At 64.5% G+C, this 20,581-nt stretch carries 20 protein-coding genes; 9 read left to right on the top strand and 11 right to left on the bottom strand.

Annotation, left to right across the window (positions count from 1 at the left end; translation table 11 throughout):
* Positions 1–54: 54 nt before the first annotated feature.
* The 4 genes from PI93_RS02780 to phnF form a co-directional block, all read right to left on the bottom strand.
* A complete protein-coding gene (locus tag PI93_RS02780; protein ID WP_039373765.1) occupies positions 55–2,544 on the bottom strand; it encodes a GcvT family protein in 2,490 nt (829 codons plus the stop codon).
* Between the two features lie 191 nt (positions 2,545–2,735).
* Complete coding sequence (gene phnN / locus PI93_RS02775; RefSeq protein ID WP_039373761.1) at positions 2,736–3,308, bottom strand: phosphonate metabolism protein/1,5-bisphosphokinase (PRPP-forming) PhnN; 573 nt, start codon at positions 3,306–3,308, stop codon at positions 2,736–2,738.
* Positions 3,305–4,054: a DUF1045 domain-containing protein gene (locus tag PI93_RS02770; protein WP_039373760.1), complete on the bottom strand. Its 750-nt coding sequence runs from the start codon at positions 4,052–4,054 to the stop codon at positions 3,305–3,307. Before PI93_RS02770 ends, phnN begins: the two co-directional genes overlap by 4 nt.
* A complete protein-coding gene (gene phnF / locus PI93_RS02765) occupies positions 4,051–4,812 on the bottom strand; it encodes a phosphonate metabolism transcriptional regulator PhnF (protein ID WP_039373759.1) in 762 nt (253 codons plus the stop codon). Before phnF ends, PI93_RS02770 begins: the two co-directional genes overlap by 4 nt.
* A 93-nt stretch (positions 4,813–4,905) precedes the next feature.
* Here phnF and phnG point away from each other — a divergent pair, with 93 nt between their 5' ends.
* The 7 genes from phnG to PI93_RS02730 all read left to right on the top strand — a co-directional run bounded on the left by phnG (position 4,906) and on the right by PI93_RS02730 (position 10,944).
* Positions 4,906–5,388 carry a phosphonate C-P lyase system protein PhnG gene (phnG, locus tag PI93_RS02760; RefSeq protein WP_039373758.1) on the top strand — a complete coding sequence of 161 codons (483 nt, stop codon included), beginning with the start codon at positions 4,906–4,908 and terminating at the stop codon, positions 5,386–5,388.
* A complete protein-coding gene (phnH, locus tag PI93_RS02755; RefSeq protein WP_236105717.1) occupies positions 5,389–6,024 on the top strand; it encodes a phosphonate C-P lyase system protein PhnH in 636 nt (211 codons plus the stop codon).
* Positions 6,024–7,262: a carbon-phosphorus lyase complex subunit PhnI gene (locus PI93_RS02750; protein ID WP_039373757.1), complete on the top strand. Its 1,239-nt coding sequence runs from the start codon at positions 6,024–6,026 to the stop codon at positions 7,260–7,262. Before phnH ends, PI93_RS02750 begins: the two co-directional genes overlap by 1 nt.
* Before the next feature lie 119 nt (positions 7,263–7,381).
* A complete protein-coding gene (locus PI93_RS02745) occupies positions 7,382–8,176 on the top strand; it encodes an alpha-D-ribose 1-methylphosphonate 5-phosphate C-P-lyase PhnJ (protein WP_236105816.1) in 795 nt (264 codons plus the stop codon).
* On the top strand, positions 8,173–9,000 hold the full coding sequence (phnK, locus tag PI93_RS02740) for a phosphonate C-P lyase system protein PhnK (RefSeq protein WP_080759365.1): 828 nt from the start codon (positions 8,173–8,175) through the stop codon (positions 8,998–9,000). The genes PI93_RS02745 and phnK overlap by 4 nt, the downstream gene beginning before the upstream one ends.
* Positions 9,001–9,086: 86 nt before the next feature.
* The gene (gene phnL, locus PI93_RS02735; protein WP_236105815.1) at positions 9,087–9,791 is read left to right on the top strand and encodes a phosphonate C-P lyase system protein PhnL; all 705 of its coding nucleotides are present in this window, start codon (positions 9,087–9,089) and stop codon (positions 9,789–9,791) included.
* A gap of 16 nt (positions 9,792–9,807) precedes the next feature.
* On the top strand, positions 9,808–10,944 hold the full coding sequence (locus tag PI93_RS02730; RefSeq protein ID WP_039373756.1) for an alpha-D-ribose 1-methylphosphonate 5-triphosphate diphosphatase: 1,137 nt from the start codon (positions 9,808–9,810) through the stop codon (positions 10,942–10,944).
* A 266-nt stretch (positions 10,945–11,210) separates the two neighbouring features.
* On the opposite strand, the gene phnE is transcribed toward PI93_RS02730, so the two are convergent.
* From phnE to PI93_RS02695, 7 genes are all read right to left on the bottom strand, one after another.
* The gene (phnE, locus tag PI93_RS02725; protein WP_144400519.1) at positions 11,211–12,017 is read right to left on the bottom strand and encodes a phosphonate ABC transporter, permease protein PhnE; all 807 of its coding nucleotides are present in this window, start codon (positions 12,015–12,017) and stop codon (positions 11,211–11,213) included.
* A gap of 154 nt (positions 12,018–12,171) precedes the next feature.
* On the bottom strand, positions 12,172–13,140 hold the full coding sequence (gene phnD / locus PI93_RS02720; RefSeq protein ID WP_039373755.1) for a phosphonate ABC transporter substrate-binding protein: 969 nt from the start codon (positions 13,138–13,140) through the stop codon (positions 12,172–12,174).
* 16 nt (positions 13,141–13,156) lie between these two features.
* Positions 13,157–14,032: a phosphonate ABC transporter ATP-binding protein gene (gene phnC, locus PI93_RS02715; protein ID WP_039373754.1), complete on the bottom strand. Its 876-nt coding sequence runs from the start codon at positions 14,030–14,032 to the stop codon at positions 13,157–13,159.
* Between the two features lie 536 nt (positions 14,033–14,568).
* Positions 14,569–15,324 (bottom strand): DeoR/GlpR family DNA-binding transcription regulator, encoded by a 756-nt coding sequence (locus tag PI93_RS02710; RefSeq protein ID WP_039373752.1) that lies wholly within the window; start codon positions 15,322–15,324, stop codon positions 14,569–14,571.
* Between the two features lie 112 nt (positions 15,325–15,436).
* Positions 15,437–16,051, bottom strand: a complete 615-nt coding sequence (locus PI93_RS02705; RefSeq protein ID WP_039373750.1) for a LysE family translocator — start codon at positions 16,049–16,051, stop codon at positions 15,437–15,439.
* Positions 16,052–16,144: 93 nt separating this feature from the next.
* Positions 16,145–16,696, bottom strand: coding sequence for an adenine phosphoribosyltransferase (locus PI93_RS02700; protein ID WP_010804817.1), 552 nt, complete (start codon positions 16,694–16,696; stop codon positions 16,145–16,147).
* A gap of 139 nt (positions 16,697–16,835) precedes the next feature.
* Positions 16,836–18,818, bottom strand: a complete 1,983-nt coding sequence (locus PI93_RS02695) for a monovalent cation:proton antiporter family protein (RefSeq protein WP_039373749.1) — start codon at positions 18,816–18,818, stop codon at positions 16,836–16,838.
* Positions 18,819–19,008: 190 nt separating this feature from the next.
* Here PI93_RS02695 and PI93_RS02690 point away from each other — a divergent pair, with 190 nt between their 5' ends.
* Together PI93_RS02690 and PI93_RS02685 are read left to right on the top strand one after the other, a co-directional pair.
* Positions 19,009–19,989 carry a KpsF/GutQ family sugar-phosphate isomerase gene (locus tag PI93_RS02690; RefSeq protein WP_039373748.1) on the top strand — a complete coding sequence of 327 codons (981 nt, stop codon included), beginning with the start codon at positions 19,009–19,011 and terminating at the stop codon, positions 19,987–19,989.
* Positions 19,990–20,000: 11 nt separating this feature from the next.
* Complete coding sequence (locus PI93_RS02685) at positions 20,001–20,573, top strand: KdsC family phosphatase (RefSeq protein ID WP_080759364.1); 573 nt, start codon at positions 20,001–20,003, stop codon at positions 20,571–20,573.
* The last annotated feature ends 8 nt before the right edge of the window (positions 20,574–20,581 follow it).

The following is a 20,581-nucleotide window of genomic DNA, read 5'->3' as shown; positions in this document are numbered from 1 at the left end:
GGTGTCGTGACTCGCCATTCCCATGCATGACGCCACCGACGAAGGCCCGCGGTGTCAAGCCTTCACGCGCTCGCCCTTCGGGTCGTACAACGCCCGCAGTTGCACACGGGCGTCGAGCAACTCGCCCGCGAGATTGACCTGATAGCGGCCGGTTTCCACGTATTCGGCAGACACGGCGCCATCGGGATTCGTCAGGAAAGCCAGTGCGACGGGCGCGTCGATCGTGTGTCCATAGGCCGCGGACGAAACGAACCCCGCCGGTTGGCCGTCGCGCAGCACGGCTTCGCCGCCCCACAGCATCTTGTCGTGTGCGCCGTCGAGCGCCACGCTGACAAGCTTGCGTTGCACGCCCTTCGCCTTGGCCAGTTCGACGGCCGTGCGGCCAATGAATGGCATGTCGCTCGCGAGTTTGCACGCGAACGTGAGGCCGGCCTCCACCGGATTCGTGTCCGGCGTCAGTTCCCGTCCCCAGGCGCGATAACCCTTCTCGATGCGCAACGAGTCGATCGCGTAGTAACCGGCGTCTTTCAGCCCGAACGCCTCGCCCGCCGCGTGTAGCGTCTCGTAGACACCCACCGCGAATTCGACCGGCACGTACAGTTCCCAGCCCAATTCCCCCACGTAGGTCAGGCGCGTCGCTCGCACAGTGGCATAGCCGAGATCGATCTCACGGCTCGTGCCGAAAGGAAACGCGTCGTTGGAGAAATCCGCTTTCGAAACCTGTTGCAGCAACGCTCGCGAATTCGGTCCCATCAGCGCCAACACGGCGTATTGCCCGGTGACGTCGACCACGGTGCAGCGCGGATCGTCGGGCAACGACGCGATGCGGCGCTCCAGATAATCCATGTCGCGTGTGGTCTGTGCCGAACCGGTGACCATCAGGTACTGATCGGGCGCAAGACGCGTGAGGGTGAAGTCCGACTCGTAGCCGCCGCGCTCGTTGAGCATGCCGGTGTAGACGGTACGTCCCGGGGACACGGCCACGTCGTTGGTGCACAGCGATTGCAACACTCGCTCGGCGTCGCGTCCCTTGATGAGCAGCTTCGAGAACGAACTCATGTCAAACAGCGCCACGGCGTCGCGGCACGCGCGATGCTCCGCAGCACTCCACGGATGCCAGTTCTGCTGACCGAAGCTGTACTCGATCCGGGCTTGCTCGGGCGACGGTGCAAAGAAGTTCGGCCGCTCCCAACCCATCTTGCTGCCGAAGCACGCGCCTTTGGCGAGCAGCGTCGCATATAGCGGCGAGCGGCGGAACGGACGCGCCGTGTCCAGCTCGCGATTCGGCCACGGCATGGCGTAGTGCAGACCCAGCGTCTCTTTCACACGATCGTGCAGCCATGTGTCATTGCCGTTGAATCCGGCGAAACGGCGGATGTCGACGGGCCAGAGATCCATCGTCGGCTCGCCCGCCACGATCCACTCCGCGAGCGCCATCCCCGCCCCGCCGGCCGAGGCAATGCCCATCGAGTTGAAGCCCGCACCGACGTAGAAATTGCGCAGCTCGGGAGCCTCGCCGAGAATGAAGTTGTTGTCTGGCGTGAACGACTCCGGGCCGTTGTAGAACTGCCGGACCTGCGCCGTTTCCAGCGCGGGCACGCGTATCAGCGCGTTCTCCATGAGGATCTCGAACTGATCCCAGTCGTCGGGCAGCAACTGGAATTCGAAATTCTCGGGAATGCCATCCATGCCCCACGGCTTGGCGTTCGGCTCGAAGCCCCCCATCACCAGACCGCCGACCTCTTCCTTGAGGTAGATGTAGCCATCGGGGTCGCGCATGACCGGCAGATCGGGATGCACGCCGGCAATCCGTTCCGTCACGATGTAGTAGTGCTCGGCCGAGTGCAGCGGCACGGTCACGCCGCACATGCGGCCCACGGCCTTGGCCCACTGGCCGGCGCAGTTCACCACGATCTCCGCGTCGATGCGCCCGCTCTCGCCATTCTTATGGCGCCACGACACGCCCGTCGCCGTGCGAATGCCATTGGGCGACGCCGTATGAATCTCGGTGATGCAGGTGTTCTCGGCGATGCGCACCCCGCGACTGCGCGCGCCACGCGCCAGTGCCTGCGTGAGGTCGGTCGGATTGGCCTTGCCGTCGCCCGGCAGCCACACGGCGCCGACGAGATCGTCGGTACGCATCACGGGCCAGAGTTCGCCCGCCTCGCGCGGCGAGATCACGTCGCACTGCACGCCATAGGCACGCGCCACGGCAGCCGTGCGCTTGAGTTGCGTCATGCGCTCGTGCGTGCGAGCCACCGACAGCGACCCGCATTGTTTCCAGCCGGTGCCGAGCCCGGTCTCCGCCTCGAGCTCGCTGTAGAGCTTCGTCGAGTATCGGATGAGCTTGGTCATGCTCTCCTGCGAGCGCAACTGCCCCACCAGCCCCGCCGCGTGCCAGGTGGTGCCGCACGACAACTGCCCCTGCTCCAGCAGGACAACCTCCGTCCAGCCGAGCTTGGCGAGGTGATAGGCGACGGAACAACCGACGATGCCGCCGCCGACAATGACGACGCGAGCGTGAGTGGGCAAGGCTGAAGACATGAGGGGCTCCCGAATGAGCCCGGAGCGATGACAACGTCATCCCCGGGCGATGCCGTGTGCGATGACGTGAGGTTACGCAAAGTGCGCCATCTTTGCAATAATTTGCAAAATAAAGACACACGATGCAACATTCACATCCTCGTCACATGGCGGGCATCCCCGTCATTCGGTACTCGGCCCAGGAACGTCGGTCAGGCCAAGCCCCGTGCCGTCAGCAAGCTGACGAGACGATCCCCGGCTTGCGCGAGCGCGGTGTCGTTGGGAATCACGGTGAGGGGAATGCCGTCGGGAGGCGTCCATTCCACCTGATGTGCGACACGCTTGTCGAGGGCATCGCCGGTTTCGCGACCGCGACTGGCAAGGCGCTGAGCCCGCACCACCGGATCGACCCGGATTTCCACCAGATGCAGACGTTCGCCGTAGCGATGCACGGCTTGTTCGAGAAATGCGCGCGAGCCATTCATGACGACATTCGCCCCTGCCGCCAGCCAGGCATCGATTTCGATACCGATGCCGTATCGGCAATCGTGGCTCGTCCAGTCCAGTGCGAAGCAACCCAACGAGTGCCGCACCGCGAATTCGGCATGCGTCAGCGCGACGTGGTTCTCCCCATCGGATGGGGCGCGCGTGATGTACCGATGGGCGAAGAGCACCGTCGTGCCGACCGGCGAGGCGGTGCCGATCCGTTCGCGCGCGTAGGCAAGCAGCGAGTCCTTGCCTGCCCCCGACGGCCCCATCACGTAAAAGAGGCGAGCGTGATTCATGTGGCCTTCCCAAAGGCAAAGCGTTCGAATAGCTGGAACGGTTCGCCCGGCGACGGCTCCACGAAGAGGGCCAGACTATCGACGCGCATGGCACCAAGCGCCTGCACGCGCGGCTGCCACCAGTCGACGATGACAGTGGCATCGCTTGCGTCCACACGATCGGACAGGGTCACATGAAAACGAAATTCGTCGAGCACGTAAGGGTATCCCCACTGCGCGAGTAGCTCGCGCTGGCGCGACGATAGCGATTGCGCGTGACGTTTGGCCAGTTCGGCTTCGGTCGGTAACGCACGCAGATCGTCGAAGGCCCGCACGCAGTCAGCCGCAAGGGCATCCACCGCTTTTGCGCCCGCCGCCCCGAGCGAGGGACGCAGCGCGACGAAGCCCGGCCGCTTCCCGCTATCCGTATCGACAACATCGGTGTGTACCGCAAGATCGAACGGCGCATGGCGCGCGGCCACCGCCTTCGCGATGCCGGTCAGATCGCCGAGCCGGGCCTGGGGCGCGAGACGCATCGGCGCCTTGAGCGTGGCGTGCAGTCCGTAGCGCCGCGGATCGAGCGTGACGTCGTGCAGCGCACGGGACAGCCCCGGCACTTGCGGCGCATTGAGACGGCGCCCGGTGATCGCATCGCGTCCGAGCCAGCGGCTGCCCTCGTTCCACCAGCACGAGCCCGCCGGCGGCGCGTAGTAGATGGCGAAGCGTGCCACGCACAGATCGAGCGCCAGTTGCTGTGCGTCGCTCATGCCATGTCTCCCTGCACCACGAGTTGCATGCGATCTGCCGGGAAATAGGCGATGCCGTACTTGACCGGCTTGCCCGCTTCGTCGACGTCGGTACTCTCCACACTCAGCACCGGCTGCTGACGATTGATGCCGAGGTGCCGCGCAATCTCGGCGTCGGGAAGCCGCGCGCCGATACGGCTCTCGCGACGCGTGTAGTCCGTCACGCCAAAGCTCGCCAGCGTGGCGCTGATCGACGTGTGCTGCGCGAAGACCTCCGGAAAGTCGGGAAAACGCGACGCGGGAAACCAGTTCTCGCTGTACGCGAGCGGTAGCTCGATGCCTTGCGCGTCGAGACTGCGGCGCGCGAGTTCCACGCGATACACCAGCGCACCGACACGCATCCCGAGGGCATGCGCCACTGTCGCTTCGGCCTTCACCTTCTGTGCCGAAAGGATCTGCTGCGCCGTCTTGAGATTGTGTTGGGAGAGATTTTCGGTAAAACGCGTGCGGCGTCCGATCACGTAGCCGATAGCGCCCGCCTGCACGAACGTGCCGCGACCGTGCTCGACGTTCACAAGCCCCTGCTCCGAGAGCCCGAGGATCGCGCGGCGCACCGTGTGACGGTTCACGCCGAAGCGCAATGCGAGATCGGTCTCGCTCGGCAGACGGTCGTCGGGCAACCCTTCGCCATACCGGCGCTCACCGATTTCGGTCGCAAGAATCTGTGCGATCTGCCGCCAGACGGCGACACCGCCACCCCGTTCGAGTTGTGCTGTCATCAAATTGACACCCGGAAAAGTTGTAATGGGTTCGCGTGCATTACCCAATCGACGTCATTGCGATCATACACACGTCTATACGACTAGACAATCATGCCAAACCCATCATCCAACACGGCACGGGACGAGAGCAGCGCCGCCCCGCCCGAACGCGCGCAATGGCTCGCGCTGTTCGCCCGCGCCACGCGCGACGAGCTTGACGACGCCATCGCGCACTGCCCGGACGCCCCCGAGTTCGTCTGGCTGCGCGCACCGCAAACCGGACTGGTGCTGGTACAGGGCCGCGTCGGCGGCAGCGGCGATCGTTTCAATCTCGGTGAGACGACCGTCACGCGCTGCACGTTGCGCCAGCAAGACGGTGTCGTCGGCACCGGCTACGTACTGGGTCGCGACGCCGAGCGCGCTGCACGTGTCGCGCGTCTCGATGCGCTGATGCAGATGCCGCAACACCGCAACGCGCTCGCCACCGGCCCGCTCTCCACGATAGCCGGACGTCTGGCCGCCACTGCGGCACAGCACGACGCCGACACGGCCGCGAGCCGCGTCGAATTCTTCACCATGGTCCGGGAGGCCTGAATGTTGATGGCATCGATGCCTGACTGGTCGCAATTGCAACCCGGCTTCGCCGATCCGGTTCACGACGCGCAAGGTGTGTTCCGCGCGGTGCTCGACGCGTTGGCGCGTCCCGGCCGTCTGCGCAGTGTCGGGAGCCGGCTCGCACCGAGCGAGCAAGCGAGCATTGCCGCGCGCGCCACGCTGCTCGCGCTGGCCGACGCCACCACCGCCGTCTGGCTGCAATTTCCGCTGCCCGAAGTGGCGAGCGCGCTGCGCTTTCACACGGGGGCCCCGCTGTTGAGTGGCGAGGCGGATCTCGCGACAGCGCAGTTCGCGCTGCTCACCGATCCGGCGCGCTGCCCCGCGCTTGAGCAATTTGCGTTCGGCACTGCGGAATCGCCCGAGCACAGCGCCACGCTGATCGTCGATGTGCCCACGCTTGCCGCCGGCCATAGCGGTGCTGGCGGCCTGCATCTTCGCCTGCGCGGCCCCGGCATCGAGTCCCATGCCGACGTGACCGTCGGCGGGCTCGGCGCTGCTTTTTGGCAGGCGCGCGCCGCGCTTGCGCCGCGTTTTCCCGCCGGGCTCGACCTGTTGATCGCCTCGGGCGACACCGTGCTCGGCCTGCCGCGCACCACGCATGTGGAGGTTTGCTGATGTACGTCGCAGTCAAAGGTGGCGAGCGCGCCATCGAACACTCGTGGGATCTGCTCGCCAAAGCGCGACGCGGCAATCCCGAGGTCCCCGCGCTGAGCGTCGCGCAGATCCGCGAACAGATGCGGTTGGCCGTCTCGCGTGTCATGAGCGAAGGCGCGCTGTACGACGAGACGCTCGCCGCGCTGGCGATCAAGCAGGCGGCCGGCGATCTCGTCGAAGCGATCTTTCTGCTGCGCGCGTATCGCACCACACTGCCGCGTCTGTGCACGAGCAAGCCGATCGATACCGCGTCGATGCGTTTGTCGCGCCGCATTTCCGCGACGTTCAAGGACGTGCCGGGCGGTCAGGTGCTGGGCGCCACCTACGACTACACGCAACGGCTGCTCGACTTCGCGTTGCTCGCGGAAGGTGAGCACGCGCATGGCGACGGTGCACCGTTGCCCGGCAAAGTCGACACGGCTGCCCGCGTCGTCACGCACCACGCTGCGCATGTCGATTCGCATGACGCCGCGATCCCGCAGTTGCCGCCGCTGGCCGCCACCCCGCGCGTGACGGACATTCTGGGACGCGACGGGTTGCTCGAAACCTTGCGCACCGATGGCACCGACCCCGAGCCGCACGACCTCGTGCATACCCCCCTCTTTACGCCCGCGTCGCGCACAGCGCGGTTGCAAAACCTCGCACGCGGCGACGAAGGCTTCTTGCTCGCGCTGGGCTATTCCACCCAGCGCGGGTACGGCAACGACCATCCGTTCGCCGGAGAGATCCGCATCGGGCAGGTTGCGGTGGAGATCGTGCCGGAGGAGCTGGGCTTCGCCATCGACATCGGCGAGATCGCCGTGACGGAATGCCAGATGGTGACGCAGTTCGGCGGCAATCAGGACGTACCGCCGCAGTTCACGCAGGGCTATGGTCTCGCGTTCGGTCACAACGAGCGCAAGGCGATGGCCATGTCGCTGGTCGATCGCGCGCTGCGCACGCAGGAACTGGGCGACGACGCCACCTCGCCCGCGCAGCAGCAGGAATTCGTGCTCTATCACAGCGACAACGTCGAAGCGTCGGGCTTCGTCCAGCACCTGAAGCTGCCGCATTACGTGGACTTTCAGGCCGAGCTGGCGCTGGTGCGTCGTCTGCGCGCCGAGCACGCCGCGAAATACGGAACGCAGGCCGCCGGCGCCCCTGATGGCCCCCACTCATCCACCTCCCCCGCCGTGCAGAACACTCAGGAGGCCGCATGAGCGACGCTGCCGATTCGCTTCGCACTTCGCGCGACACCGCGCAAGCACCTTCACCCACGGCCAGCCCCACCACGGTGGAGGGCTACAACTTCGCGTTTCTCGACGAACAGACGAAGCGCATGATTCGTCGCAGCCTGCTCAAGGCGGTGGCGATTCCCGGGTATCAGGTGCCGTTCGGCAGCCGGGAAATGCCGCTGCCGTATGGCTGGGGCACGGGCGGCATTCAGGTAAGCGCCGCCGTGATCGGCACAGACGACACGCTCAAGGTCATCGACCAGGGCGCAGACGACACGACCAACGCGGTCAACATCCGCCGCTTCTTCGCCCGCACGGCCGGCGTCGCTACGACGACGAAGACGTCGGACGCCACGGTCATTCAGACGCGTCACCGCATTCCCGAAGCGGCGCTGCACGAAGGCCAGATCATGGTCTATCAGGTGCCGATGCCCGAGCCCCTTTTCCGTCTGGAACCGCGCATCGTCGAGTCGCGCAAGCTGCATGCGCTGGGCGAGTACGGCCTCATGCGCGTGCGTCTGTATGAGGACATCGTGAGGCACGGCGCGATCGCAACGACCTATGACTATCCGGTCATTGTGAACGGGCGCTACCTCACGTCGCCCTCCCCGATCCCGAAATTCGATAACCCCAAGCTGCATATGAACCCGGCCCTGCAACTCTTCGGTGCGGGACGCGAGCGCCGTCTGTACGCCATTCCGCCGTACACACCGGTCGAGAGTCTCGACTTCGACGATCACCCGTTCGAGATCCAGAAGTGGGACGCGCACTGCGCGCTGTGCGGCGCAACCGACAGTTTTCTCGATGAAGTCATTACGGACGATGCCGGCACGCGCATGTATGTGTGCTCGGACAGCGACTACTGCGGCAGCCGAACCGCTGCAAAGGAGGTCGCATGAATGCGTCTCCGAATACGGCCACGAATGCTGCTTTGCGCGCTGCGCCGCCGCTGGACGAACCGCTGCTGCGAGTTGCGGGGCTGGGGAAGCGCTACGGCGATCGCATCGGCTGCACCGAGGTGACGTTCGATCTCTGGCCGGGCGAGGTGGTGTGTATCGTTGGCGAATCGGGCTCGGGCAAGTCGACGCTGCTCAACGCGCTGGCGCTGCGTCACGAGATCGACGCCGGCACGCTGCACTATCGCGGCGCCGACGGCACGTTGCACGACCTGATGGCGCTGGATGAGGCGCACAAGCGTCGTCTGCTGCGCACCGAATGGGGGTTCGTGGAACAGAACCCACGCGACGGGTTGCGCATGAATGTCTCGGCCGGCGGCAATATCGGCGATCGTCTGATGGCGGTCGGCGCGCGCCATTTCGGCGACATTCGTGACAAGGCCCGTCACTGGATGGCGCAGGTCGAACTCGATCCGGCACGCGTGGACGAGATGCCCGGCGCGTTCTCGGGTGGCATGCAGCAACGTCTGCAAATTGCCCGGAATCTGGTGACGGAACCGCGTCTGGTGCTGATGGACGAGCCGACCGCCGGTCTCGACGTCTCGGTGCAGGCACGTCTGCTCGATCTGCTGCGCTCGCTTGTGGAGCGCCTTCATCTTGCCGCCATCATCGTCACGCACGATATCGGGGTGGCGCGACTCATCGCGCATCGTCTGATCGTGATGCAGGCCGGCCGCGTGGTCGAAGCCGGGCTGACCGATCAGGTGCTTGACGATCCGCAACATCCCTATACGCAATTGCTGGTCTCCTCGGTACTGCCTGTATGAACTCCGGAATGCACTTCCCTACGTCTCCCAACGGGGCAGCGCTGCGGCACGAATCCGTCACGCTCGCCACACGCGAGCACGATGTGATGCTGCGCGCGCAGGGCCTGTACAAGACTTTCCGGCTGCACGCGCAGGGCGGCGCGGCCATTCCGGCACTCGACGGCGTGGATCTGACGGTGCGGCGCGGCGAATGCGTGGCGCTGGTCGGTCCTTCGGGCGCCGGCAAGAGCACGCTGCTACGTTGTCTCTACGGCAATTACCTCGTGGGCGCGGGCCGCATCGAGATCCGTCACGACGACGGTCACGCCGAGCGCTGGGTGGACCTGACCTCGGCCACGGCACGCGAGGTGCTCTCGGTACGACGCACCACGCTGGGCTATGTCAGCCAGTTTCTGCGTGTGATTCCGCGGGTGAGCACGCTCGACATCGTGGCGGAGCCGCTGCGCCGTCTGGGCTACGACGATGGCGACGCCGCCGGCCGTGCCCGCGATCTGCTCGCCCGCCTGAATATTCCCGAACGGTTGTGGTCGCTCGCCCCGGCGACGTTCTCGGGCGGCGAGCAGCAGCGCATCAATATCGCACGCGGGCTGATCGCCGCCGCGCCAGTGTTGCTGCTCGACGAGCCGACCGCGTCTCTCGACGCCCAGAACCGAGCCGTGGTCGCGCAATTGATCGCCGAGGCACGCGCCGCCGGCAGTGCAATCGTCGGCATTTTCCACGACGAGGCCACCCGCGACGAGGTCGCCTCACGCACGCTCGCCATGCGCCCCGTGCTCCGTCCCGCTCATTGATCCCCCGGAGTTTGTCATGCTCATCAAGAACGCCCGCATCGTCACACCCGAGACCACGTTCACCGGGGTCGTGGAGGTACGCGAGGGCCGCATTCACTCGGTGGAGGAAGGCACGACCGAGGTGCCGGCGGCCATCGACTGGCAAGGCGATCATCTGCTGCCCGGTCTGGTCGAGTTGCATACGGATAATCTGGAGAAGCACCTCGCGCCGCGTCCGGGCGTGTTCTGGAACACGCACGCCGCATTCGCCATTCACGACGCGCAAGTCGCCGCCGCTGGCATCACTACGGTCTTCGACTCGCTGGTCATCGGGGAGCGCGACGCGTTCGGTCTGCGCAGCCGTAAGGTGCAGAACGAATGCGGACAGGCGATGCTCGACGCCACCGCCGCCGGCCTGTTTCGTGCAGACCACTTCCTGCACTTGCGCTGCGAAGTCGCCACGCACGACGCCGCCGATGCGTTCGCCGAAATGAGCGACCATCCGCTGCTGCGGCTCGTCTCGGTCATGGACCACACACCGGGGCAGCGCCAGTGGCACGACCCGGTGCAATACCGCCAGTATCACGAGCGCAACGGCAAGGTGTCGGACGAGACCTGGCAAACGATGCTCTCCGAACTGAAGGCACAGCAGGAAGCCTTCGCATCACCTCACCGCCGCTCGATCGTGGCGATGAGCCGCGAACGCGGTCTGCCACTCGCAAGCCACGACGACACATCGATCGAACACGTCGACGAAGCAGTACGGGACGGTGTCGCACTCTCGGAATTCCCAACGACGCTCACCGCCGCTCGTGCCGCCCGCGAAAAGTCCATCGGCGTGATCATGGGCGCACCCAACATCGTGCGCGGTGGATCACACTCAGGCAATGTGGCAGCCGCCGATCTGGCACGCGCAGACATGCTCGACATCCTCTCGTCAGACTACGTGCCCTCAAGCCTGCTGCAAGCCGCCTTCCAACTGCACAGCGAGATCGGCTGGTCTCTCTCGAAGGCCATACGTACCGTGTCGTGGACTCCCGCACAGTCTGTCGGCCTCGCCGACCGTGGCGGCATCGTGCCCGGCCTTCGCGCCGATATGATACGCGTCGCTATTCGCCACGGTATGCCACCGGTGCCCCGTGCCACCTATCTTGAAGGACAGCGCGTCGCCTAAGTCGCTCACCTAGCGCTCAGCTCCTCAAGCGCCCTCAACTCAACACCTCCCCCCCGATGGACCGGGGCCCCTTTCCGCCTCTCAGACATAAACCCAACTCGCTGCAGAAAGGCGCCCCGGTCCATCCCCCTCCTCCTCGTCGGTCCCTCCAGCCATACCTCCCCCCCCTTTTCTTTTTTCTTTCTCTCTTTCCTTCTCTCAAATGCAAAACGCCGGTCCACGACCGGCGTTTTTTCTCTGCTGAGTGTCTCGGCTTTTGTTCTGCCTCAGATCACCATCTTTCGCACTCGGGCCGAGAACACGTCAATGCACGTCACCACAACGACCATGATCAACATCACCGCACACGTCTGCGCATACTGGAAGCTACGAATCACTTCGTATAACACCACGCCAATACCGCCCGCCCCCACCATGCCAACCACCGACGCCGAACGCACGTTCGACTCGAAACGGTACAGGGTGTACGAGATCCACAACGGCATGACCTGCGGCAATACGCCATACAGGATTTCGTCGATCGCTCGCGCGCCCGTCGCCCGAACACCTTCCACCGGACGCGGATCGATCGCCTCTACCGCCTCGGCAAACAACTTCGAGAGCGTGCCTGTCGTGTGCACCCACAAAGCGAGTACACCAGCGAACGGGCCCAAGCCCACCGCGACAATGAAGAGCATCGCGAAAACCATTTCGTTGATCGCGCGGCACGAATCCATCACGCGACGCACCGGCTGATACACCCACGCCGGCACCATGTTCGACGCCGACAACAATCCCATCGGGATCGAACACACGACCGCAAGCACAGTGCCCCATACGGCAATGTGGATGGTTACCAGCATTTCATGCACGTACACGCGCCAATCACGGAAGTCGGGCGGGAAGAAATCGTGCGCGAACTGGCTCATGTTGCCGGAATCGCGAATCAGATCGAGCGGACGCATGTCGGCACCGCCCCACGACCACACCAGGACCAGGAAGAAAACACCCCAGCTAATCAGGGACAGCCACGAACGCTTGGGCGGCTCGCCCGGCAGGCGACCATTTGTAGTGAGGGATACGCTGGTGTTCATGTCGAGTACCACAGGTCATTCCGGCTCAGCTTCGGCCGGCGAAATATCGAACCGCAAAGGACACGGCAAGCACGGAGGTCCGGCCCGCCGGTATTCGTCACAGGGCAGCACGCTCGTGCCGCCCCGTGACGTCGCTTGAATCAATGGCTGACGCTTACTTCGCTTTGTTCATTTCCTGATCGAGCGCGGCCAGCTTGCTATCGAGATCGGCCAGTTGCGACTTCTTTTTGGCTGCATCGATGTTGGCGTCCGATTCAAGCTGCACTTTCTGCTTGAACAGCTCGAGCTGACGGATCGGCAGCAGTTGCGCGTCGCTCGACGCGCGGAAACCACCGTAGTTGTAGATATTCTTCAGCACTTCTTTTTCATGCGCATCCTTGCCGTAGGCCAGGAAGAAGTCACGAATCTTCTTCTTGGTGGCATCCGGCAAGTCCTTGCGCCACAGCAGCGGATCCGACGGGATCAGCGGCGACTTCCAGATGACCTGAACCTGCTTGGCCTTCTCGGGCTGCGTCGCCTCGAGCTTGTTGAGCTCTTCGGTGTTGTTGGTCGCCACGTCGATCTGGTTGTTCAACACGGCCATCAGGTTGGCACCGTGGTTGGAGCTGCGCGCGGTCTTGAAGTACGTGCGCGGATCGATGTTGTTCTTCGCAAACACGTAGTAGCCCGGCACCAACGTGCCCGACGTCGAGGTCGGATCGCCCAGACCGAAGTTGATCTTCTTGCCGTTCTTGATCACGTCGTCGAGCGTCTTGTACGGGCTCGACTTGTTCGAGATCAGCAGCGAGTAATACCCTTCGGTGCCGTCGGCGTACATGATCTTCGCGAAGACTTCGCCCTGCGAGCGGTCGACAGCCTCCATCGCGCCCTTGTTACCCATCCACGCAAGCTGCACTTTGTTGAAGCGCATGCCTTCGATCACACCCGCGTAGTCGGTGGCGAAGAACGGGGTCACTTTCAGGCCCGTTTGCTTCTCCATGTCGTCGATCAGCGGCTGCCAACGTTGGCGCAGTGCCGCGCTGGAGTCGGTCGAAATAATGCCGAAGTTGATTTCCTGCGCGTGCGCTGCCGCCACCGAGGCGATCATGGCCGCGCCGGCCAGCAGGGTTTTCCACAGTTTCATGAGAGCAAGCTCCAGGTCAGGTCAGGCTGAGGGACATCGAGGTAAGAAAAGGGGCTTCTGCGTCGGCGGGCGTCTCGCCCGCCGTGCCCGCCGCGCTCTCCGAGGCATCGGAGGCTTCGTTGAGCAACTCGCTCGCCTGCACGCCATAAAGGCGGCGCAGTAGATCGGGCGTGAGGGCTGCTGACGGGCCGTCGTACACTACGCGGCCCTGATGCAGGGCAACGGTGCGCACGCAGTAACGCATCGCCACATCCACCTGGTGCAGCGAGACGACAACGGTGAGCTTGTGGTCGCGATTCATGCGCGCCAGCATGTCCATCACCTTGCGCGCCGACTCGGGGTCGAGCGACGCAATGGGTTCGTCCGCAAGAATGATCTTCGCGCCCTGCACCAACGTGCGCGCCAGTGCCGCACGTTGTTGCTGCCCGCCCGACAAGGTGCTGGCACGCTGGTAGGCCAGATCGGCAATGCCCACTTCGGCAAGCGACGCGAGCGCCGCCTGACGCTCTTCGGTGGTGAAGCGGAACATCAGGCTGCGCCACAGCGGCACGCGAGCCAGCAGGCCCGTAAGTACGTTGGTAATGACCGGCAGACGCCCCACCAGATTGAATTGCTGGAAGACGAAGCCGATGTCGCGGCGAATCTGGCGCACTTCACGCACGATGCGACCGTCGCGCTGGATCGGGCGCCCCAGAATCTCGATGCTGCCAGGCTGTTGGTCGGCAGCCACGAAGCCCGCAATGTGACGCATCAGCGTCGACTTGCCCGAGCCCGACGCCCCGATAAGGGCGACCATTTCGCCCGGCATGACTTTGAGCGCCACTTCGTCGAGGGCACGGCGACCACTCCCGAAAGTCTTGGTCAGTCGCTCGATTCGAATCGCTTCGTCCACGGTTCACCTGTCAGTCGAATCGCCGGTCGGACCCGATGCTTTCCTTCTGACGGCCCCTCCACTGAGGGAGCCCGTCGCCCGCATCGCTCGACTAGCTGTTTTGTGGCAATTTGTGCCAAAAGTGAACGCAGTCTAAAAAGCCTCGATGACAAGACAGTGACAATCGGCCAGCTTTTTCGTTTTCACCGAAAACCCTTGTGTACTCAATGATTTGGGAACGTTTTCGGCGCAGACGCTTGTGCCCGTGCACGGGCGGCGCCGTCAGGTCTGTTGACACGGAACGACGTCGCCCTCCGGCCCGGGCGTCGATTTTGTCTACATCTTTTCGGAGGATCGGCGAGGGGTGCCGGGGAAGCCCCCCATGGCGCAAGGCCGCGCCACAGGCAACACCACAAAGGGGAGACGATGAGATGTTTTGTGTCGTGCCCGCCGGTCTTGGCGACGTGTGGCGTGCTGTGGCGACCTATGGCGAACGGGGACCGCGCTTGGCCCTCGTTTGGGCCAGCGCTTGGGCGGGATTAGGCAGGCTTACGTGCTCAGGCGATGAGCAGTTCCGGGCCGCGTGCGCGCAGTTGCGCGAGCATGCCTTTGTGCGGCGCTGCGTCGCTGATGAGGTAACGCGCAGCTTCGAAGTGGCGGATGCGCACAGGCGTGACACGGCCGAATTTGGTGTGGTCTGCCACCACGGCCGAGACGTTCGCACACAGCAACATGCGCGCACGCAATTCGGCCGCCGCGCGATTGAAGTCGGTAATGCCACCGTCTTCCGTCACGCCACCCACGCCGATGAAGGCGAAGTCGGCATGGTACTGGGAGATCTGGTTGATGGCGTCCCAGCCCTGCACGGCGTCTTCATTGTCCTGCAGCTCGCCGCCGAGCATCGTGACCCGGTTGTCGTGATGCCGCCCCAGCAGACGCGCGATCTGCCAATCGTTGGTGTAGATGCGAAGACGATGTTTGGAGAGCAACGCCTGCGCCACCGCGCGCGTGGTCGTGCCGTAGTCGATGATGACCGATGCGCCATCGGGCACGAGCTCGGCCGCGCGCACACCGATGGCGCGCTTGCCCACGGCATTGACGTTCTCGCGCAAGGTCCAGTCGGGCTCGCTGCGATCGGCGGCCAGCGCGCCACCGTGTGTCATGAGCAACAGGCCGCGCGCGGCAAGCGTATTCAGGTCACGACGCACCGTCTCTCGCGAGACACCCAACTCGCGCACCAGATCGCTGATCGCGAGTGCCCCGGTCTTGGCAAGTTGTTCGAGCACGTATTGTTGGCGTTGTTCGGCAAGCATGATCGGACAATGTCGGTTGGACTACGAAATCTTTGGCGGCATCGGCAAGGCCAACGCCGGTCGTGCGCGAACGCAAAGGGTATGCCGCCGGTGCGGCACGCTTGTGTCGGCGTTACCCCTGCAACGCGACACGCAAACCTAGGCCGATGAATATCGCGCCGGCTACGCGATCGAGCCATCGCCCCGCGCCCGGACGCCGCTTGAGCCACGTGCCCAACACGCCAGCGAACCAACCATACGCGCTGAACACCACGATGGTCTGCCCCATGAACACGAGGCCGAGCAGCAACATCTGCCAGCCCGGATGGGCGGCGTCGGCACTCACGAATTGCGGCAGGAACACGAGGAAGAAGAGCGTGACTTTCGGATTGAGCATGTTCGCGAACACGCTCTGACGGAACACGGCCGAGAGCGGTTGCGGGGTAGCGTCGTTGGCCAGTGCCATGGCGCCACGCGCACGCAGCGCCTTGATCCCGATCCAGATGAGATAGGCAGCCCCCGCCAGCTTGATCGCCTCGAATGCCCACGGCGACGAGCGCAGCACGGCAGCCAGCCCCACGGCTGCGATGGTCGTGTGGAACAGGCAACCGAATGTGAAGCCGGCCGCCGCCGCCAGCCCGGCACGGCGTCCCTGCGCAATGCCGCGTGCGATGACCTGCATGTTGTCCGGCCCCGGTGCGAGCGTGATCGCGACCGAGGTCAGCAGGAACAGCCAGAGATTGGGCATCGGGGCGTCCGTGTCAGGTGTGGAAGACGAAGGCGAGGTCGAGGCGAATTGGCACGATAGGCACGATAGGCACGATGGGCACGTCGGACGTATTCAATGACCTTCGAACGAGCACAGCAGGAAGAGCGGCAGTCCCGCATCCCGGATCAGGCGCGAACCGCCCAGCTCGGGCAGGTCGACGATGGCGGCACCTTCGATGACGGTAGCGCCCAGACGCTCGAGCAGCTTCTTGCCTGCCAGCATGGTGCCGCCGGTGGCGACCAGATCGTCGATCAGCAGCACGCGATCGCCCGGACCGCACGCGTCGGCATGAATCTCGACCGTCGCACTGCCATATTCCAGCTCGTATTCTTCGGCAACCGTCTGATACGGCAGCTTGCCTTTCTTGCGAATGGGGATGAAGCCGATGTTGAGCTCGTAGGCCAGAATCGAACCGAGGATGAATCCACGCGCATCGAGTCCGGCGATGTAATCGGGCCGGTGCTCCATATAGCGATGCACGAACACGTCGATCAACACCCGCAAGGTGCGCGGGTTCTTGAGCAACGGGGTGATATCGCGGAACTGCACGCCGGGCGAGGGCCAGTCCGGCACGGTGCGGATCTGGCTTTTGATATAGGCGGCAGGAGACTCATCGATCTGCACGGGGATCCTTCGTGGGGTACTGATAGGTAACACGCCACATTATGCCAAAAAGGCCCGGCGCGCCCGTTCTCTGTTGGAAACGGGACGCGAAGCCGTCGTCCGGCACCCGGTTGGCACGTCGGGATGTGGCGCGCTCGCGTTACTCGCGCCCCAACAGCCGCTGTTCGGCCGCGACCAGTTTCTCGGGCAAACCACGCAGCACCACGATGTCTTCGGCCATCAGACGCGTCTCCGACACCGGCTCGACGCCACGGATGCCGTGCCGGCGGATGGCCGTGACCGTCACGCCGAGCTTGTCGAGCCGAAGTTCGCCAAGCGTGCGCCCGACCGCGTCGGCATTGAGGGTGAGCGGCACGGATTGCAGGCGGACCTGCTCGCGCTCGCCGCCTTCGTCTTCATCGTCGAGGCCGTGGAAATAGCCTCGCAGCAGGCTGTAGCGCTCGTTACGTGCCTGCGCCACACGGCGCAACACGCGGCGCATCGGCACGCCCATCAGCACCAGCGCGTGCGACGCCAACATCAGGCTGCCCTCCACGATCTCGGGCACCACTTCGGTCGCGCCTGCGGCGATCAGGTCGTCGATGTGCGTGTCGTCCACCGTGCGCACGACCACCGGCAACGTGGGCTCCAGCGCCTGCACCTGCGCAAGCACCTTCAGCGCGGCCGGGGTGCTGTCGTAGGTCACCACGATACCGGCGGCGCGGTGTATTCCCGCCGCGACGAGCGCCTCGCGCCGGGCCGCGTCGCCGAATACCACGGTCTCGCCGGAACTCGCCGCTTCCATGACACGATCCGGATCGAGGTCGAGCGCCACGTAGCCGATGCCCTCCTGTTCGAGCATGCGCGCAAGGTTCTGACCGCATCGGCCGTACCCGCAGATGATGACGTGCCCCGACGTCTTGATGCTCTGCGTAGCGATCTTCGTCATCTGCAACGACTGCATCATCCATTCGTTGGCGACGAAGCGCAGGGCGATACGGTCGGCATTGATGATGAGAAACGGCGCGCACAGCATCGAGAGCAACATGCCCGCCAGCACCGCCTGCGACAGCGATGGGTCGAGCAGTTGACGGTCGATCACCAGATTGAGCAGCACGAAGCCGAATTCGCCCGCCTGCGCCAGCCCGAGACCGGTACGGATCGCCGTGCCGGGCGGGCTGCCGAATACGCGTGCAAGACCTGCGATCAGCGTGAATTTGACAACCAGCGGGCCAACGAAGAACAACAACACGAGCAGCGGTTGCTTCATCACGATGGCCGGGTCGAGCAACATCCCGGTCGTGATGAAGAACAGACCCAGCAGCACGTCGCGAAATGGCTTGATGTCGTCTTCCACCTGATGGCGAAACGGCGTCTCCGCGATCAGCATGCCCGCGATGAACGCGCCCAGCGCCATCGACAACCCAAGGTGTTCGGTGATGTAGGCAAGGCCGAGCGTGAGCAGCAGCAGGTTGAGCATGAACAGCTCTTGCGAGCGCCGCGCCGCCACGATGTGGAACCAGCGGCCCACCAGCTTCTGCCCGACCCACAGCAGCAGCGCCAGCGCGCCCGTGATCTTGAGCGCCGCCAGCGACAACGCCAGCACCAACGCCTTCGAATTGCCGCCAAGCGCGGAAATCACGATCAGCAACGGCACCACGGCCAGATCCTGAAACAGCAGCACGCCCATGATGTTGCGGCCGTGCTCCGTCTCCAGTTCCAGACGCTCTGCCAGCATCTTGGTGACGATGGCCGTCGACGACATGGCGAGCGCGCCGCCAAGCGCCACCGACGCCTGCCACGAGAACGACCAGAACAGGTTGACGACCGCGCCCAGCCCGATCGCGACGAGCAATGTCCCCAGGACCTGAGACACCCCGAGCCCCAGCACCACGCGACGCATGCTCTTGAGCTTGGGTAACGAAAATTCGATGCCGATGGAGAACATCAGAAAGACAACGCCGAACTCCGCGAGGTACTGCACGCGTTGCGAATCGGAAGCCAGCCCCAGCGCGTGCGGGCCAATCACGATGCCCACGCTCAGATAGCCAAGCATCGGCGGCAAATGGAGCATGCGGAACAGCACCACCCCGACGCAGGCGGCAAACAACAGAACGAGAGTGAGTTCGAGCGGTGATGCCATCGGCTAAGGTGGGTTTCCTGAGTGAATCCGAATGGGCGCGGCACTCATCATGCAAGTGCCGTGCCAGATTGCGTCCGTGAAGCGGCATCCGAGGAGGGAGCGGGCCGCATCCTGAGACGGCACGAACGCTGCGGGGCCAGGCCTGGCGCGGCTGTCCTCGGCGCCGCGTCCGTTTTGATATACTCCGCGCATGATAGCGAAAATCAATCCAGGCCGGGCACTCGAGGTCGCCCGGGAGGTGTTGCGCACGGAAGCCGACGCCATCGAACGCGTCTCCGCGCACCTCGACGACAGCTTCTCCGAAGCGGTCTCGCTGCTGCTCGACTGCCGCGGACGTGTGGTCGTCACCGGGATGGGAAAATCCGGTCACATCGGCCGCAAGCTGGCCGCCACTTTCGCCAGCACCGGCACCCCCGCATTCTTCGTTCACCCCGCCGAAGCCAGCCACGGCGACCTGGGCATGATCACGGCCGACGATGTCGTCGTCGCCCTGTCGAACTCCGGGGAAACGGGCGAACTCGTCAGCATTCTCCCGATGATAAAGCGCATTGGCGCGAAACTCATCGCCATGACCGGCAACGCCAACTCCAGCCTCGGTCGCCTGTCCAATGTGCACCTCGACGCGCACGTGGACCGCGAAGCCTGCCCGCTGGGGCTCGCGCCCACCGCCAGCACCACGGCAGCCCTCGCCCTCGGCGATGCACTGGCCGTCACGCTGCTCGACGCCCGCGGGTTCGGCGCAGAGGACTTTGCCCGCTCGCACCCGGGCGGCGCGCTCGGCCGACGCCTGCTCACCTTCGTGCGCGATGTCATGCGTACCGGGGAACGCATTCCGCGGGTACGCTCCGATGCCAGCCTGTCCGACGCCCTGCTCGAAATGACAGCAAAGGGCCTGGGCATGACGGCCATTGTCGATGCCGACGATCGCGTCGTGGGTATCTTTACCGACGGCGATCTGCGTAGATTGTTCAAACGTACCCTCGATTTCACCACGCTCACGCTGGCCGACGTCATGAAGGCCAGCCCGCGCACCATCGGTCCCGATCAGCTCGCCGCCGAAGCCGCCGAGCTGATGGAGCGTTTCGGCATCACGCAACTCCTCGTGACCGAGAACGACCGCCTCGTCGGTGCGCTGAACGTGCACGACCTGTTCGCCGCCAAGGTCGTGTGAGTCTCTTGCCCATGAGTCAACCCAGTATCGCCCAATCCACGCCAGTGAACGTATCCGACACGGCCGACGCCATCGCGCGCGCCGCGCGCCTGCGTGTGATGATTTTCGACGTCGACGGTGTGCTCACCGACGGCGGCCTGCGCTACGGCCCGGCCGGCGAGGTCATCAAGACGTTCGATTCGCTCGACGGTCACGGCCTGAAGCTGCTCGCCGAGGCCGGTATCGTCACCGCCATCATTACCGGGCGCCAGTCCGACATCGTCGCCAAGCGTGCGGCGGATCTTCGCGTCGCCCATGTCTATCAGGGCGTGCACGACAAGCGTGCTGCGTTCGAGGATCTCTGCGCCAAGCTGTCGGTAACGGCCGAAACGTGCGGACATATCGGTGACGATTGGCCCGATCTGCCGGTACTTACCCGCGTAGGCTTTGCGGCGTGCCCGGCAAATGCTCACACCGAAGTGAAGGCCCGCTGCCACTGGATGGCGAGCACGCGTGGCGGTGAAGGCGCCGTGCGTGAGCTGTGCGACTTCATCCTGCGCGCTCAGGGACGCTACGACGCCCTGCTCGCAGACGCGCTGGCCTGACGCGCAGA

Source organism: Pandoraea fibrosis, assembly GCF_000807775.2.
Classification (GTDB): Bacteria; Pseudomonadota; Gammaproteobacteria; order Burkholderiales; family Burkholderiaceae; genus Pandoraea; species Pandoraea fibrosis.
The sequence above is the reverse complement of the archived record's forward strand: the minus strand, read 5'-3'. Positions and strand labels throughout refer to the sequence as shown.